At 73.4% G+C, this 16,634-nt stretch carries 15 protein-coding genes; 13 read left to right on the forward strand and 2 right to left on the reverse strand.

Going from position 1 to position 16,634, the window contains the following annotated elements:
* The first annotated feature begins 115 nt into the window (after positions 1 to 115).
* The 12 genes from BJ999_RS22480 to BJ999_RS22535 all read left to right on the forward strand — a co-directional run bounded on the left by BJ999_RS22480 (position 116) and on the right by BJ999_RS22535 (position 13,637).
* Positions 116 to 1,495 carry a KamA family radical SAM protein gene (locus BJ999_RS22480; RefSeq protein ID WP_179835122.1) on the forward strand — a complete coding sequence of 460 codons (1,380 nt, stop codon included), beginning with the start codon at positions 116 to 118 and terminating at the stop codon, positions 1,493 to 1,495.
* Between the two features lie 60 nt (positions 1,496 to 1,555).
* Positions 1,556 to 2,734 (forward strand): cytochrome P450, encoded by a 1,179-nt coding sequence (locus BJ999_RS22485; protein ID WP_179835123.1) that lies wholly within the window; start codon positions 1,556 to 1,558, stop codon positions 2,732 to 2,734.
* 61 nt (positions 2,735 to 2,795) lie between these two features.
* Positions 2,796 to 3,863 (forward strand): DUF3616 domain-containing protein, encoded by a 1,068-nt coding sequence (locus tag BJ999_RS22490; RefSeq protein ID WP_179835124.1) that lies wholly within the window; start codon positions 2,796 to 2,798, stop codon positions 3,861 to 3,863.
* 82 nt (positions 3,864 to 3,945) lie between these two features.
* Positions 3,946 to 5,169, forward strand: a complete 1,224-nt coding sequence (locus BJ999_RS22495) for an acyl-CoA dehydrogenase family protein (protein ID WP_179835125.1) — start codon at positions 3,946 to 3,948, stop codon at positions 5,167 to 5,169.
* A 152-nt stretch (positions 5,170 to 5,321) separates the two neighbouring features.
* A complete protein-coding gene (locus tag BJ999_RS22500; protein WP_179835126.1) occupies positions 5,322 to 5,861 on the forward strand; it encodes a DUF1707 and FHA domain-containing protein in 540 nt (179 codons plus the stop codon).
* A 95-nt stretch (positions 5,862 to 5,956) separates the two neighbouring features.
* Positions 5,957 to 7,168 (forward strand): ROK family transcriptional regulator, encoded by a 1,212-nt coding sequence (locus BJ999_RS22505; protein WP_179838737.1) that lies wholly within the window; start codon positions 5,957 to 5,959, stop codon positions 7,166 to 7,168.
* Between the two features lie 57 nt (positions 7,169 to 7,225).
* Positions 7,226 to 8,551, forward strand: a complete 1,326-nt coding sequence (locus tag BJ999_RS22510; RefSeq protein WP_229810322.1) for an ABC transporter substrate-binding protein — start codon at positions 7,226 to 7,228, stop codon at positions 8,549 to 8,551.
* A gap of 2 nt (positions 8,552 to 8,553) precedes the next feature.
* The gene (locus tag BJ999_RS22515; protein WP_229810321.1) at positions 8,554 to 9,531 is read left to right on the forward strand and encodes a carbohydrate ABC transporter permease; all 978 of its coding nucleotides are present in this window, start codon (positions 8,554 to 8,556) and stop codon (positions 9,529 to 9,531) included.
* Complete coding sequence (locus BJ999_RS22520; protein WP_179835127.1) at positions 9,528 to 10,358, forward strand: carbohydrate ABC transporter permease; 831 nt, start codon at positions 9,528 to 9,530, stop codon at positions 10,356 to 10,358. Before BJ999_RS22515 ends, BJ999_RS22520 begins: the two co-directional genes overlap by 4 nt.
* Positions 10,355 to 11,611: a 6-phospho-beta-glucosidase gene (locus BJ999_RS22525; protein WP_179835128.1), complete on the forward strand. Its 1,257-nt coding sequence runs from the start codon at positions 10,355 to 10,357 to the stop codon at positions 11,609 to 11,611. The genes BJ999_RS22520 and BJ999_RS22525 overlap by 4 nt, the downstream gene beginning before the upstream one ends.
* Positions 11,611 to 12,588 (forward strand): N-acetylglucosamine kinase, encoded by a 978-nt coding sequence (locus tag BJ999_RS22530; RefSeq protein ID WP_179835129.1) that lies wholly within the window; start codon positions 11,611 to 11,613, stop codon positions 12,586 to 12,588. Before BJ999_RS22525 ends, BJ999_RS22530 begins: the two co-directional genes overlap by 1 nt.
* A gap of 131 nt (positions 12,589 to 12,719) precedes the next feature.
* A complete protein-coding gene (locus tag BJ999_RS22535) occupies positions 12,720 to 13,637 on the forward strand; it encodes a TIGR03619 family F420-dependent LLM class oxidoreductase (protein ID WP_179835130.1) in 918 nt (305 codons plus the stop codon).
* On the opposite strand, the gene BJ999_RS22540 is transcribed toward BJ999_RS22535, so the two are convergent.
* Both BJ999_RS22540 and BJ999_RS22545 read right to left on the reverse strand, forming a co-directional pair.
* Complete coding sequence (locus BJ999_RS22540) at positions 13,638 to 14,078, reverse strand: Lrp/AsnC family transcriptional regulator (protein WP_179835131.1); 441 nt, start codon at positions 14,076 to 14,078, stop codon at positions 13,638 to 13,640.
* A 101-nt stretch (positions 14,079 to 14,179) separates the two neighbouring features.
* Positions 14,180 to 15,202, reverse strand: a complete 1,023-nt coding sequence (locus tag BJ999_RS22545; RefSeq protein ID WP_179835132.1) for a LacI family DNA-binding transcriptional regulator — start codon at positions 15,200 to 15,202, stop codon at positions 14,180 to 14,182.
* Between the two features lie 147 nt (positions 15,203 to 15,349).
* On the opposite strand from BJ999_RS22545, the gene BJ999_RS22550 reads away from it, so the two are divergent.
* Positions 15,350 to 16,597 (forward strand): ABC transporter ATP-binding protein, encoded by a 1,248-nt coding sequence (locus tag BJ999_RS22550; RefSeq protein WP_179835133.1) that lies wholly within the window; start codon positions 15,350 to 15,352, stop codon positions 16,595 to 16,597.
* Positions 16,598 to 16,634 lie beyond the last annotated feature (37 nt).

The raw sequence follows: 16,634 nt of genomic DNA on the forward strand, positions 1-16,634 counted from the left end.
GGTGGTGTTACGTAAGATATGCAGGGCACCACTGGTTTCATCGAAAGTCTTCCCGTAACGTCGGCGGCACACAAGACTTTTATGCGATCAATGTGAGGCGAGGAGGCGGTCACCGATGACCACTGCCCTGCACCCGGACGCCCTCCAGTCCGAGGAGGCCGCGCGCCAGCCGTACGCCTACCGGCGCCGGCCGCTGACAGAGCCCGACTGGCGGCGCCTGCCGGGGTGGCGGGACGTCACGGAGGCCGAGTGGGAGTCGGCGCAGTGGCAGCGCGCCCACTGCGTCAAGAACGTGAGGCAGCTGCGCCGGGTCATGGGCGACCTGCTCGACGAGCGCTTCTACGCCGACCTGGAACGCGACCAGGCCGAGCGCGCCACCATGTCGATGCTGCTGCCCCCGCAGATGCTGAACACGATGGACGTCTCCTCCACCGAGGCGTTCTACGCCGATCCCGTGCGCCGCTACATGCTCCCGGTGTTCAGCGACCGGCGCACCGACTGGCCGTCCCACCCGCACGCCTCCCGCGACTCGCTGCACGAGGCCGAGATGTGGGCCGTCGAGGGCCTCACCCACCGCTACCCCACCAAGGTCCTGGCCGAGCTCCTGCCGACGTGCCCGCAGTACTGCGGGCACTGCACCCGCATGGACCTGGTCGGCAACTCCACGCCGAACGTCGACAAGCACAAGTTCACCATCAAGCCGCCGGACCGGCTCGGCGCCATGCTGGACTACCTGCGCCGCTCCCCCGGCGTCCGCGACGTGGTCGTCTCCGGCGGCGACGTCGCCAACATGCCGTGGGCGCGGCTGGAGTCGTTCGTCGACTCGCTGCTGGACATCGACAACATCCGCGACGTCCGCCTGGCCAGCAAGGCGCTCATGGGGCTGCCGCAGCACTGGCTCCAGGACGACGTCCGCGCCGGGATGGAGCGCCTGGCCACCAAGGCGAACGCGCGGGGCGTGCAGATCGCGATCCACACCCACGTCAACGCCGCCCAGTCGGTGACGCCGCTGGTCGCCAAGGCGGCCCGCGCGATGCTCGACACCGGCATCCGCGACGTGCGCAACCAGGGCGTACTGCTGCGCGGCGTGAACGACACGCCCGAGGCGCTGCTCGACCTGTCGTTCGCGCTGCTCGACGAGGCCGGGATCCTGCCGTACTACCTGTACATGTGCGACATGATCCCGAGCAGCGAGCACTGGCGGCTCGCGGTCTGGGAGGCGCAGGGGCTGCAGCACGCGATCATGGGCTACCTGCCCGGCTTCGCCACCCCGCGGATCGTCTGCGACGTCCCCTATGTCGGCAAGCGGTGGGTGCACCAGCTCGCCGACTACGACCGCGAGCGCGGCATCTCCTACTGGACGAAGAACTACCGCACCGGCCTGGAGCTGTCCGACCCCGACGCGCTGACCCGGCGCTACGAGTACCACGACCCGATCTACACGCTGCCGCAGGAGGGCCAGGACTGGTGGCGGCAGCGGTCGCAGACGGTCTGAGCCGCCGGCCCGGCGCCTTTACGTTGTAGATCCGAAACGTGGCGGAATAGACTGAGGCGGGTGACCCTCGACCTGACCTCCCGTTTCCCGCTCGGCGCGTCGGTGACGGCAGCCGCCCTGGAGGACGACCCGCACCCGCACCTGGCCCGCCTCCGCGAGCGCGAGCCCGTCTCCTGGCTGCCCGCGCTGGGCGGCTGGCTGGTGACCGCCCGCGGCCCGGCGCTGGAGGTCATGCGCGACGCGGCCGCCTACACCGTGGACGACCCGCGCTTCTCCACCGCGCAGGTCGTCGGGCCGAGCATGCTGTCGCTGGACGGCCCCGTCCACACGCGGCACCGCGACGCGTTCGCCCGGCCGTTCCGACCGGCGCGGACGCGGGAGCGGTTCACCGCGTTCGTCCAGGCCGAGACCGACCGGCTCGTCGGCGCCCTGGCGCCGGCGGGCCACGCCGAGCTGCGCGGTGAGCTGGCCGGGCCGCTCGCCGTCGCGGTCGTCACCGAGGCCCTCGGGCTGCACGGGGTGGACGCCGCGACCGTCCGCTCCTGGTACGGCGCGTTCGTGGAGGCCGTGTCCGCCATCACCGCGGGCGGCGCGGCGCCCGCGCGCGCGGACGAGGCGTACCGGCTGCTGCGCGCGGCGGTCGAGGAGGCGATCGCCGCGGCCCGCCCCGGGTCGCTGCTGGCCGAGGCCGCCCGCGCCGACCTGGGCACCGCCGAGGTCGTCGCCAACGCCGCGATCCTGATGTTCGGCGGCATCGACACCACCGAAGGGATGATCGCCAACGCCGCGCTGCACCTGCTCGGGCACCCGGACCAGCTCCGGCTCGTCCTGGACGACCCGGAACTGCTGCCCGCCGCCATCGAGGAGTCGCTGCGGCTGGAGCCCGCGGCCTCGGTCGTCGACCGGTACGCCGCCCGCGACGCCGAGCTCGGCGGGGCGGCGGTCCGCGCGGGCGACCTCGTGCGGGTGTCGATCGCCGGCGCCAACCGCGACCCCTCGGTGTTCCCCGCCCCCGACCGCTACGACGTGCGGCGCCGCAACGCCGCCGAGCACCTGGCGTTCGCGCACGGGCCCCACTTCTGCTTCGGCGCGCACCTGGCCCGGATGGAGGCCCGCACCGCGCTCACCGCGCTGCTGGACCGCCTGCCCGGGCTGCGGCTCGATCCCTCCCGGCCCGCCCGGCCGCACGGGCTGGTGTTCCGCAAGCCCGCGCGGCTGGACGTCCTCTGGGACGTCTGAGGGCCGGTTCTGGACCGTTCCGCGCACGCCCCGGTTCGCGCGGCTGTGGGAGCATGCCCTAATGATCGTGGAACGCCGGGTCGAGCTGCGCTTTCGCCAGGAGAGCCTTGAGGCCGAGACGCACGTCAACCTGTCCGCCGTGCGCCAGGACGGCCGCTGCCTGTGGGTGGCGGGCGACGAGACCGCCACCATCGAGCGGCTCACCGCCGTCACCGGCGGGGACGGGCTCGTCACCGGCTACGGCGGGCAGGTCACGGTCGCCCTCGCCGACCTCGTCCCGCTCCCTGCCGGGCCCGACGAGGAGGCCGACATCGAGGGCCTCGCCCGCGCCGACGGGTGGCTGTGGGCGATCGGCTCGCACAGCCTCAAGCGCAAGAAGATCAAGCCGGGGAACGGCGACGCCAAGGCGCGCAAGCGCCTCGCCACCGTCGTGCGGGAGGACAACCGCTTCATCCTGGCCCGCATCCCCCTGGTGACCGGCGACGACGGGCTGCCCCGCGCCGTCGCCGAGGACGGCGACCGCACCGCGGCCGTCCTCGGCCTGGACAAGGACTCCATCGCCGACCTGCTGGCCGACGACCCGCACCTCGCGCCGTTCCTGCCCATCCCGAGCAAGGACAACGGCCTGGACATCGAGGGCGTCGCCGTGCACGGCGACCGCCTCTACATCGGGCTGCGCGGGCCCGTGCTGCGCGGCTGGGCGGTACTGGTGGAGATCCGCCCCGTCCCGCACCCGAGGGACCCGCGGCGCCTGCGGGCGCTGCCCGTCGGCGACGACGGCGAGCCCTACCGCACCCACTTCCTGGACCTCGGCGGCCTCGGGATCCGCGACCTGTGCCCGCACGGCGACGATCTGCTGCTGCTCACAGGGCCGAGCATGGACCTGGACGGCCCGGTGCGCCTCGTGCGCTGGGCGGGCGCCGCCCGCGCCGACGCCGGTGAGATCGTCACGGCCGACGAGCTGGTGGTGCTGGGCGAGCTGCCCCATGGCGACGGCGACGACCACGCCGAGGGCATCGCCGTGCTGGACGAGCCCGGCACCCGTCTTCTCGTCGTCTACGACAGCCCCGCCCCCGGCCGGCTCACGGCGGACGGCGGCGTCCTCGCCGACGTCGTCCATCTCGGCTAGCGGCCCCCGAATAAGTGCTCGCTTTCAATCTCTGCTTGGATGGGCCCGGTACGCGGCGGGTGTCGAGAGGGCGGGACAGAGCATGATCGAGTGGTCCGAGGAAGACCTGATGATCCGGGACGCGGTGCGCGGCTGGATCGACGCGGAGGTCCGCCCGAACCTGGACGCGCTGGAGTCGGGCGAGCTGCCGCCCTACGACCTGCTCCGCAGCCTCTACAAGACGTTCGGGATGGACGAGATGGCCCGCTCGTCCTTCCACGCCCGGCTGGCCAGGGAACGCGGGGGCCCGGGTGACGCCGCCGGTGCCGAGGAGTCCGGCGACGACCGGCCCGGCGGCGGCAACGCGGCGATGTCGATGCTGCCGGTCATCGAGCTGTGCAGGGTCGCGCCCGGCCTGGTCTCGGCGATGGGCGTCGGGCTCGGCCTCGCCGCCGGGACGATCATGAAGCGCGGCACGCCCGAGCAGAAGGAGCGCTGGGCGCTCCCGCTGCTCACCATGGAGAAGGTCGGCGCCTGGGCGATCACCGAGCCGAACTCCGGGTCCGACGCGTTCGGCGGGATGCAGGCCACCGCGCGCAAGGACGGCGACGAGTACGTCATCAACGGCGGCAAGACCTTCATCACCAACGGCCCCTACGCCGACACGATCGTCTTCTACTGCAAACTCGACAACGGGGCCGCCCCGCGGGACCGGGAGATCCTCACCTTCGTCCTCGACCGGGGCATGCCCGGCCTGGAGCAGAGCAAGCCCCTGCGCAAGATGGGGCTGCACTCCTCCCCCACCGGCGAGCTGTTCCTCGACGACGTGCGCGCGGGCGCCGACCGGCTCCTGGCCTCCGGCTCGCAGGGCGGCAAGGAGTCGGCCCGCCAGAACTTCGTCACCGAGCGCGCCGGCGTCGCCGCGATGGCGCTCGGCGTCATCGAGGAGTGCCTGAAGCTGTCGGTCGAGTACGCCAAGACCCGGGAGCTGTGGGGGCAGCGCATCGGCGACTTCCAGCTCATCCAGCTCAAGCTGGCGAAGATGGAGGTCGCGCGCCTCAACGTGCAGAACCTGGTGTTCCGGCACATCGAGATGCAGCGCGCCGGGCGCACCCCGACCCTGGCCGAGGCGTCGGCGATGAAGCTGTACGCCGCGCAGGCCGCCAGCGAGGTCGCGCAGGAGGCCGTGCAGCTGTTCGGCGGCAACGGCTACATGAGCGAGTACCGCGTGGAGCAGCTCGCCCGCGACGCCAAGTCCTTCCAGATCTACGCCGGCACCGACGAGATCCAGGTCACCCACATCGCCCGCGACCTGCTGTCGCGCTGAGCGCCCCGCGGCGTCCGTTCGGCGCCGTTCCTCCGCGAACTTCCGGGGATGGGACGGCGTCGAAAGGTGGAGGGCGGGTGAGGGCGATCGCCCGCCCTCGGCCCGACGGGCCTTTCTGGACAGCCGACGACGGGGACTGGATACTCACAGCTATGGACGGTCAGCCCTCATTCCCGGTGAGAGCGTCCGACACGGAACGGGACCGGGTGCTGCGCGTCCTCAGCGACCGCGTGGCCGAGGGCCGGATGTCGAACGAGACGTTCGAGCGCCGTGTCGACCAGGTGCTGCAGGCGCGCAGCAAGGCCGAGCTGGCCGACATCGTGCACGACCTGCCGACCGGCAACCGCGTCGTGAACCGGCTGACCGGCCTCATCTCCTCGGTCTCGCAGGCGACCGCGCGGATCGAGGCGGCGTGGCGGGCGCCGCGGCTGCCCCGGTTCATGCTCCCGCCGCGCGAGCTCGGCCGCATCGTCGTCGGCCGCGCCCCCGCCTGCCAGTTCATCCTCACCGACCTCACCGTCTCCCGGTTCCACGCCGAGATCTACCGCGCGGACGAGGGCTGGATGATCTCCGATCTCGGGTCGATGAACGGCACTCGCGTGAACGGGTACCGGCTGACCGGCCCGGCCCGCGTCCGGCCCGGCGACGAGGTCGGCTTCGGCAACTCCGCCTTCATCGTCACCGCGCCCTAACCCGTCCCGTCCCGGGTCTTGACGCCATCGGCGGGAGTCTTTACTTTCACCTCCAAGTTAGGAAACCTTCTTAACTCGGAGGAGCCGCCGTGTCCATGCCCGTCCCCGGAACGCCCAGCCTGCTGCGGGCGATCAACGACCGCGCCGCGCTGGAGGCGCTGCTGGCCCGGGGGCCGCTGACCCGGCCGCAGATCTCCGACCTCACCGGCCTCTCCAAGCCGACCGCCTCCCAGCTGCTCGCGCGGCTGGAGCAGGCCGGGCTCGTCGTCCGCGACGGCGTCCGCGAGGGCCTGCCCGGACGCACCGCCGAGCTGTACCGGATCAACGGCGCCGCCGCCCACGTCGCGGGCGCCGACGTCACCCCCGCGCGGATCCGCGCCAGCGTCGCCGACCTCGCCGGGACGGTCGTCGGCGAGCACACCCTGCCCACGCCCGGCCGCACCGGCGTGGACGTCGTGGCCCGGATGGCCGCCGCGCTCGACGGCGCCGCCGCGGCGGCCGGCCTCACCCGGGACCGCCTCGACCGGGCCGTCGTCGGCATCCAGGGCGCCGTCGACCCCGCCACCGGCCGCCTCGGCTACGCCTCGCACATCCCCGGCTGGCACATCCCCGACCTGGTGGACACCCTGAGCGGCGGGCTCGGCGTGCGCGTCGCGATCGAGAACGACGTCAACCTCGCCGCGCTCGCCGAGCGGGCCCGCGGGCGGGCCGAGGGCGCGGCGGACTTCGTCCTGCTGTGGGTCGCCGACGGCGTCGGCATGGCCGTCGTGCTGAACGGGGCGCTGCACCGGGGCGCGACCGGCGGCGCCGGGGAGATCGGCTACATGCCCGCGGTGGGCGCCCCGCTCATGCGGGACGTGCGCCGCACCCACACCGGCGGCGTGCACAGCCTCACCGGCGGCGCGGCCGTACTGAGGCTGATGCGCGAGCACGGCTTCCGCGGACGGGACGCCGCCACCGCGCTCAGCCGCGCCGCGGCCGACGTGGAGACCGCGGGCAGGCGCACGGCCACGGACGCGGGCGCTCGCGCGGAACGCGCCCTCACCGAGCTCGCCACCAGGCTCGGCGCCACGCTCGCCACGGTCGTGGCCGTCATCGACCCCGCGCTCGTCGTCCTCACCGGCGACGTCCTGCGCGCCGGCGGCGAACCGCTCCGCGCGCGCGTCGAACAGCACCTGCACAGCCTGACGATCCCGCGCCCCGAGGTGCGGCTGAGCACCGTCCAGGGCAACCCCGTCCTGGCCGGGGCCCTACAGCAGGCGCTCCAGGAGACCCGCGACGAGGTCTTCACCACCACCGTCCCCTGACCCTCCCCGCATGCCGTCCTCCACCACGCCGTTCCCCACCCCCGAAGGAGAACCGGAGTGCCCACCACCACAACGCGCCGGCTTGCGGCGGTCATGGCCGCCGCCGGGCTCGCTCTCGCGGCCGCGTGCACGGCCGGCGGCGACCAGTCCGGCAAGGGCCCGGCGTCCGGCGAGAAGCAGACCATCGAGGTCTGGCACGGCTGGAGCGCCCCGCACGAGGTGAAGGCCTTCCAGGACGCCGTCGCCGGCTTCAACAAGGCCCACCCCACCATCACCGTCAAGCTCGTCAACGGCCAGACCGACGACCGCATCACCAACGCCATCCGCGGCGGGAACCCGCCGGACGTGGTGTCGTCCTTCACCACCGACAGCGTCGGGCAGTGGTGCCAGAGCGGCGCGTGGCAGAACCTCTCGCCCTACATCGCCAAGTCCGGGCTGGACCTGAACCAGTTCCCGCGGGCGGTGCGGAGCTACACCGAGTACAAGGGCACCCGCTGCGCGATGCCGCTGCTGGCCGACGCCTACGGCCTCTACTACAACAAGAAGCTGATGAAGGGCGAGCAGCCGCCGAAGACGATGGGCGAGCTGACCGCGCTCGCCAAGAAGCTCACCGTCCGGTCCCCCGACGGGACCATCAAGGTCGCCGGCTTCATGCCGTCCGTCCAGTACTACGAGCACCAGGTCCAGCACCTGGCCCCGCAGTTCGGCGTCACGTGGCTGACCGGCGACGGCAAGGCCAACTTCGCCGGCGACCCCGCCTTCCAGGCCTACCTGAAGTGGAACAAGAGCCTCATCGACTGGTACGGCTACGACAACGTCAAGAAGTTCCTGCGCTCGATGGGCCAGGAGTTCGAGTCGTCCAACCCCTTCGAGAAGGGGAGGACGGCGATGGCCGTGGACGGCGAGTGGCGCACCAAGTTCATCCAGGAGGAGGCGCCCGGGCTCGACTACGGCACGGCGCCCGTCCCCGTCTCCGACGATCGCGCGAGCGCCTACGGCGGCGGGTTCATCACCGGTACCGTCGTCGGGATCCCGCGCGGCGCCGAGCATGCCCCGGCGGCCTGGGAGTTCGTCCGGTACCTCACCACGGACACCGGGGCGCTGGTCACCTTCGCCAACGCGCTCGCCAACGTTCCCTCCACGATCCCGGCGCTGTCGTCGCCGAAGCTGACGCTGCCGCCGCAGTTCCGGACGTTCCTGGACGTCTTCAAGAACCCCAACAGCTCCACCACGCCGCCGACGCCGAACGGCAACGACTACGTCGTCCGGTTCGAGAAGTTCACCCAGGAGGAGTGGGAGCCCGGCAGGGTGAGCGACCTCGGCCGGGCGCTGAGGAAGCTCGACGGCGAGGTCGACGACTCCCTCAAGCTCGCCGGAGGCTGACCGTGGCATCCGGCTCACTGCGCCTCCCGCTCCCCGGGGCGCGGGGCAAGACGTCGGCGGCGCGGGCACGCCGCCGACGGCGGCTCCGGGTCCTGGCGTTCCTGTCCCCCTGGCTCGCCGGGTTCGGCCTGTTCTTCGTCTACCCCCTCGCCGCCACCGTCTACTTCTCCTTCACCCGCTACAACCTGTTCACGCTGGAGTACGTCGGCCTCGACAACTACACCTACCTGCTGCACGACCGCGACGCCTGGACGGCGATGCGCAACACGCTGTGGCTGGTCGCCGTGCTCGTCCCGCTGCGGGTGCTGTTCGGCCTCGGCGTCGCCCAGCTGCTCACCAGGATCAAGCGGGGCGCGGGCGTGCTGCGCTCGATCCTCTACCTGCCGTACCTGGTCCCGCCCGTCTCGGCCACGGTCGCGTTCGTGTTCCTGCTGAACCCCGGCACCGGCCCCTTCCCGGCCCTCTCCGCGCGGCTCGGGATCCCGCTGCCCGACTTCTTCAACGACGCCGCCTGGGCCAAGCCCGGCCTGACGCTGCTCGGTCTGTGGGCGGTCGGCGACGTCATGATCATCATGCTGGCGGCGCTGCTGAACGTGCCCGCGTCGCTGTACGAGGCGGCCGCGATCGACGGCGCCGGCGCCTGGGCCCGGTTCCGGCACATCACGCTGCCGACCGTGTCCCCCGTCCTGGCGTTCTCCGCCGTCACCGGCGTCATCGAGACGCTGCAGTACTTCACGCAGCCGATGGTGGCGGGCAAGGTCGCCTCCGGGCGCGCCGACCTGCCCGGCGTCCAGTACTCCCCCGGCTACCCCGACGGCTCGACGCTGACGTTCCCGCAATGGCTCTACGACCAGGGGTTCCGCCAGTTCAACATGGGCTACGCGTGCGTGCTGGCGCTCGTCATGTTCGCCACCGCGATGGCGTTCACCGTGTTCCTGCTCCGCCGGTTCCGCGCGTTCGCCGGAGAGGAGGCGCAATGATCCCGGGAGGGCGCGCCCGCCGGGCGCTGCTGTGGCTCGCCGTGCACGCCACCGCCGTCGCGATCGGCGTGATGTTCCTGGCGCCCCTGGCGTTCATGCTGCTGACCGCCGTGATGACCGACCGGCAGGCACTGAGCGGCGACCTGTGGCCGCGCGGCCCGCACCTCGCCAACTTCGCCGAGGTGTTCAGCGGCGACATGATCCGCTGGACCGTCAACAGCACCGTGTACGCGGGCCTGTCCACGCTGTTCATGCTGGTCTCCAGCGTCCCGGTGGCGTACGCGCTGGCCCGGTTCCGGTTCCGCGGCCGCAACCTGGCGCTCGTCGTGGTGATCTCGGCGATGATGCTGCCGCCGCAGGTCACCATGGTGCCGCTGTACATCGTGTGGGCCCGGTTCGGGCTGACCGGCACGCTGTGGCCCCTGATCATCCCGCAGCTGTTCGGGGACGCGTTCTCGATCTTCCTGCTGCGCCAGTTCCTGGTGACGATCCCCCGCGAGTACGCCGACGCCGCCCGCGTGGACGGCTGCGGCGAGCTGCGCACGATGCTGCGGGTCGTCCTGCCGATGGCGAAGCCCGCCCTGGCCGCGGTGGCGCTGTTCCAGTTCTTCTACTGCTGGAACGACTACTTCAGGCCGCTGGTGTACGCCGACCCCGACCACTGGACGCTCGCCATCGGCGTCGCCACGTTCCGCGCCGCCCACCACGTCGAGTGGAACCTCACCATGGCCGCGACGCTGCTGACGATCCTGCCGGTGCTGGTGGTGTTCTTCCTCGCCCAGCGCGTGTTCATCCAGGGCGTGACCTTGACGGGAGTGAAGGGTTGAAGCTGACGGTCATCGGGGGCGGGTCCACCTACACCCCCGAACTGGTCGACGGGCTCGCGCGGGCGCACGCGGCCCTGCCGGTGTCGGAGCTGGTGCTCGCCGACCCCGACGCCCGGCGGCTGGAGCTCGTCGGCGGGCTCTCCGCGCGGATGCTCGCCCGCGCCGGCCATCCCGCCCGCGTCGTCACCACCGGCGACCTGGACGCGGCGGTCACGGACGCGACGATCGTCCTGCTCCAGCTGCGCGTCGGCGGGCAGGCGGCCCGGCACGTCGACGAGACGCTGCCGCTCGCCTGCGGCTGCGTCGGGCAGGAGACGACCGGCGCCGGCGGCCTCGCCAAGGCGCTGCGCACCGTCCCGGTCGTGCTGGACATCGCCGGGCGCGTCGCCGCCCGCGCCCCGCACGCCTGGATCATCGACTTCACCAACCCTGTCGGCATCGTCACCCGCGCCCTGCTGGACGCCGGGCACCGCGCGGTCGGCCTGTGCAACGTCGCGATCGGCTTCCAGCGGCGCGCGGCAGCGCTGCTGGACGTCCCGCCCGCCCGGGTCGGCCTCGGCCACGCCGGGCTCAACCACCTCACCTGGGTGCGGTCGGTCCGGCTGGACGGGCACGACGTCCTGCCGGACCTGCTCGACCGGCACCCCGGCGACCTCGCCGCGATCTCCGGCCTTCCCGCTCCGTTCCTCCAGGCGCTCGGCGCCGTCCCGTCCTACTACCTGCGCTACTTCTACGAGCACGACCGCGTCGTCGGGGAGCAGCGCGGCGCGCCGTCGCGGGCCGAGGAGGTCGCCGCGCTCGAACGCGACCTGCTGGAGGCCTACGCCGACCCCGCCCTGGACACCAGGCCCGCCCGGCTCGGCGAGCGCGGCGGCGCGTTCTACTCCGAGGCGGCCGTGCAGCTGGCCGCGTCCCTGATCGGCGGTCGCGGCGACGTGCAGGTCGTCAACGTGCGCAACCACCGCACCCTGCCGTTCCTGGACGACCGCGCGGTCATCGAGGTGCCGGCGCGGATCACCGGGTCCGGGCCGGTGCCGCTGCCCGTCCCGCCCCTGGAGCCACTGCTCGCCGGGCTGGTCGCCCATGTGTCGGCGTACGAGGAGCTGGCTCTGGAGGCGGCGCTGCGAGGCGGCGTGGACCGGGTCGCCGCGGCGCTGCTCGCGCATCCGCTCGTGGGCCAGCTGGACACGGCCGAGCGCCTGGCCCGCGACCTGGTCGCCGCCAACCGCGCCCACCTCCCGTGGGCCGCCTGATGGCCGCAGGCGTGCTGCTCGCCGTCGACGGCGGGAACAGCAAGACCGACGCGGCCGTCGCCACCACCGCCGGCGAGCTGCTCGCCACCGTGCGCGGCGACGGGTTCCGCCCGCAGGCCGCCGGGCTCGACGCCGCGCTCGACGCGCTGACGGCCGACATCGGCAGGGCGCTGCGGGCCGCCGGCGTCCGGACCGGCGACGTCGTCCACCTGGCCGCCTACCTGGCCAACGTCGACCTGCCGGGCGAGGAGGAGCGGCTGGAGAAGCTCCTGCTCGCCCGGGGCGCCGCGCCGAGCGTGACGGTCGGCAACGACACGTTCGCGCTGCTGCGCAGCGCCGGCACCGAGGGCTGGGGCGTCGCGGTGGTCTGCGGCGCCGGCATCAACTGCGCGGGCGTCGCACCCGACGGGCGCACCGCGCGGTTCCCGTCCCTCGGCCCCCACACCGGCGACTGGGGCGGCGGCGGGGAGCTGGGCCGCTCGGCCCTGTGGCACGCCATCCGCGGCGAGGACGGCCGGGGACCGGAGACGGCGCTGACCGCCGCGGTCGCCGCCCACTTCGGCGTGGCCCGCGCCATCGACGTGGGCCTCGCCCTCCACCTCGGCGAGATCGGCCAGGACCGTCTCACCGCCCTGGCGCCCGTCCTGCTCGACATCGCCGAGGCCGCCGACGAGGTGGCCCGCGGCGTGGTGCTCCGGCTCGCCGAGGAGGTGGCGATCCTCGGCTCGGTCGCGCTGCGCCGCCTGGACCTGCTCGACGCCCCCGCCGACGTCGTCCTCGGCGGCGGCGTCCTCGCGGCCCGCCGGCCGCTGCTGATGGACGCGGTCGCGGACCGCTACGCCGCCCTCGCGCCGCGTGCCCGCCTGCTCATCCCCGATGACCCCCCGCTCCTCGGCGCCGCGCTCCTCGCCCTCGACCACGTCGCCGCCCCGCCGTCCGCCCACGCGGCCCTGCGCACCGCGTTCCGCCGCCGCTGACCCACGGTCGGGCCGCCGGCGCCCGGGTACCTACCATGGCGATGGACGGGCGGCCTGCAGGGCTCTCGGCCCGCTGAACCGGCGCCGCCCTTGACGTTGTAAGGTTCCGCCGGTGCGGGGAGGGGGCCGCCATGGAGATCGGGTTCGCGGTGCCGGGGTCGGGGGCGTGGGCGACCCCGCGCCACCAGGTGACGGTGGCGCGGCGGGCAGAGGAGCTCGGCTACCGCTCGCTGTGGACGCTGCAGCGGGTCCTCAATCCGGCCGGGTCTCCGGACCGCACCTACCGCAACGTCCCCGACCCGCTGATCACCCTGGCCTACCTCGCCGCCCACACCACCCGGGCGCGGCTCGGCGTCGCGGTCGTGAACCTGCCGTTCTACGCGCCGCCGATCCTCGCCAAGCAGGCCGCCACCCTCGACCACGTCAGCGGCGGGCGCCTGGACCTCGGGCTCGGGATCGGCTGGATGCGGGAGGAGTTCGCCGCGGTCGGCGCCCCGATGGCGCGGCGCGGGGCCCGCGCCGAGGAGTTCATCGCCGCCCTGCGCGCCCTGTGGGCCGGCGGGCCCGGGGACGCCGCGCGGTTCCAGGGCGAGTTCTACGACATCCCGCCCGTGACCATGGACCCGCGCCCGCTCCAGCCGTCCGGGCCCCCGATCCTGCTGGGCGGCGGGGCCGACCCCGCACTGCGGCGCGCCGGGCGGCTGGCCGAGGGCTGGGTCAGCTCCAGCCGCGCCGACCTCGCCGCGATCGGCCGCTCCGTCGAGGTGGTGCGGGCGGCGGCCGAGGAGGCCGGGCGGGACGCGTCCGCGCTGCGGTTCGTGTGCCGGGGCGCGGTCCGGGTCCGCCCCGCGGGGCGGGAGGAGCGGCGCCCGCTCACCGGCGCCTTCGAGGAGATCCGCGGCGACTTCGGGGCGCTGGCGCGGCAGGGCGTCACCGAGCTGTTCGTCGACCTGAACTTCGACCCCGAGATCACCGGGCCGGACGCCGATCCGGAGGCGTCGCTGGACCGCGCCCTGGAGGCGCTGGAGGCGTTCGCGCCCGGGACCTGACTACAGGGGCGGCCGCCGCGCCTCCCAGGGCGTGCTGAGCACGACCGTGGTGCGGGTCGCGACGTTCGCGGCGGCGCGGATCTTCTGCAGCAGGTCCTCCAGCTCGTTCGGGGAGGCGACCCGGACCTTGAGGATGTAGCTCTCCTCCCCCGCCACCGAGTGGCACGCCTCGATCGCCTGCAGGTGGGCCAGCCGGTCGGGAGCGTCGTCGGGGGCGGCCGGGTCGATCGGCTTGATCGACACGAAGGCGGTCAGCGGCAGGCCGATCTGCCCGTTGTCCAGCTGGGCGGCGAAGCCCTTGATGACGCCGCGCTTCTGCAGCCGCCGGACGCGCTGGTGCACCGCCGACACCGACAGCCCCGTCTCCTTGGCCAGGTCGGTGAAACTCATCCGCCCGTCGTCGGCGAGCAGGGCCATGATCTGACGATCGATCTCCTCCACGCGGGAAATCTAGCGCGCCGAGGCCGGTGCATGGGCCCCCCTTCGATCACGGATCGGCCTTCCCGCGGAGGCCGGTCGCCGCTCCGGACCCGGCGGCGGCGTTATCGGCGCGCGGAGCGCAGCGGACCGCAGCTGCCGCGCACCACCAGCTCCGTCGGCAGCAGGACGGGCCCTCCCCTGCCGCGCCGGGCGGGCTCGCGCAGCAGCAGCTCGCAGGCGCGGTAGCCGATGTCGTGGCCGGGCCTGGCCACGGCGGTGAGCGGCGGGTCGCACAGCTCCGCCCAGGCGACGTCGTCCACCATCGCGATGGACACGTCCGCCGGCACGCGCAGGTCCAGCTCGCGGGCGACCAGGACGGCGGCCTCGCCGAGCAGGTGGCCCGCGGCCAGGACGGCGGTGACGTCCGCGCGCCGCTGCAGCAGCCCGGCGGCGGCTGCGTAGGCGGCGTCGCGGGCGGGGCGGGCGGCCACGACCAGGTCCTCCTCCACGGGCACGCCCAGCTGCGCCAGGGTGTCGCGGAACGCGCGCTCGCGCACGCCCGCGGGGCGGCCCGGCACGCCGCCGAGGAACCCGATGCGGCGGTGACCGAGCCCCGCGAGGTACTCGGCGAGGGACCGCACGCCGCCCGCGTCGTCGGCCAGGACGGACGGGATGTCGGGCAGCCCGGGCAGGACGCGGTCGGCGAACACGACGCTGGAGCAGATCCGGGCCGCGGCGCGCCAGTCGGCCTCGTCCCCGGCGGGCAGCGCGATGATCCCGTCGACCCGCTGCTCGACGAGCCGGTCGACGATCTCGGCCTCGCGGGAGGGATCGCCGTGCGCGGCGTCCACGATGACGTGCTCGCCGAGGGTCCGGGCGCAGGCCAGCACACCCGCGACCACCTCGGCGCAGAACGGGTCGGTGACGTCGGGGACGACGAGGCCGATGCCGCCGCTGCGGCGCAGCTTCAGGCCCCGCCCGAGGGCGCTCGGCCGGTAGTCCAGCTCGCGGGCCGCGGCCAGCACCCGCTCGCGGGTCGCGGCGCTGGCCGAGCCCGTCCCGGAGAACACCCGCGACACCGTGGCGATGCCGACGCCCGCCGCCGCGGCCACGTCCTTGATCGTCGCCGACCGCCGTTCCGCCATCCGCGCGCCGCCCCTTTCCGCCCGTTTCGATCATCTTCTCACGATGACGTCTCCCCTGGAAACGATTCCATGATGTTTACTCCAGCCAATACGACATATCCCCTGCTCGGCGGGGGAACAGCGGAAACGTTTCCATAAGGGGTACGGATGGCCAAGATCGTGCTGGACCGGGTCGACAAGGTGTACGGCGGTGGAGTCAAGGCCGTCGACGGGCTCGACCTGGAGATCCGCGACGGTGAGTTCATGGTGCTGGTCGGGCCGTCCGGCTGCGGCAAGTCCACCGCGCTGCGGATGATCGCGGGGCTGGAGGAGATCTCCGGCGGGAAGATCTCCATCGGCGACCAGGTCGTCAACGACCTCGCGCCGAAGGACCGCGACATCGCGATGGTGTTCCAGAACTACGCCCTCTACCCGCACATGACGGTCGAGCAGAACCTCGCGTTCGGCCTCAAGCTGCGCGGCACGCCGAAGGCGGAGATCAAGCAGAAGGTCCGCGACGCCGCCAAGATGCTCGGGCTGGAGCAGTACCTGTCCCGCAAGCCGGCCGCGCTGTCGGGCGGCCAGCGGCAGCGCGTCGCGATGGGCCGCGCGATCGTGCGCCAGCCGCAGGCGTTCCTGATGGACGAGCCGCTGTCCAACCTCGACGCCAAGCTCCGCGTGTCCATGCGCGCCTCCCTCAGCCAGCTGCACGAGCGGCTCGGCGTCACCACCGTGTACGTCACCCACGACCAGGTCGAGGCGATGACCCTGGGGTCGCGGGTGTGCGTGCTGCGCGAGGGCAAGCTGCAGCAGGTCGACACCCCGCAGCGGCTGTTCGACAACCCCGTCAACCTGTTCGTGGCCGGGTTCATCGGCTCGCCGGCGATGAACTTCGTGCTCGCCGACCTCGACACCGGCGACGGCGGGGCACAGGTCTCCTTCGCCGGCTACACGCTTCCGGTCCCGGCCTCGGTCGTGGACGGCAAGCCGGGTCTGAGCGACTACCTCGGCCAGAAGATCATCCTCGGCATCCGCCCGTCGGACTTCGAGGACTCCGCGCACGCCCAGCCCGGCTGGGCGCCGATGGCGGTGCGCAGCAGCGTCACCGAGGAACTCGGCAGCGAGATCAACGTGATCTTCACGATCGACGCGCCGCCGGTCGAGCACAAGGACACCGCGGACCTGGCCGAGGACGCCGCGGAGGGCGAGGCCGACATGACGATCCCGCTGATCGACAACAAGGCGCTGTGGACGGCCCGCGTCAACTCCCGGTCGCACGTGCGCCCGGGGCAGGACGTGGACCTCGCCGTCGACACGCGCCGCCTGCACTTCTTCGACCCGTCCAGCGGCCTGGCCATCGGGCACTCCGACGCCGCCGAACGGCACGGCGCCGCGGACCTGCGCAAGTCCGGCTGAGCTGAGGGCAGCGGACCAGGGGCGTGAGGATTCGTCC

This window comes from Actinomadura citrea (assembly GCF_013409045.1).
Lineage (GTDB): Bacteria > Actinomycetota > Actinomycetes > Streptosporangiales > Streptosporangiaceae > Spirillospora > Spirillospora citrea.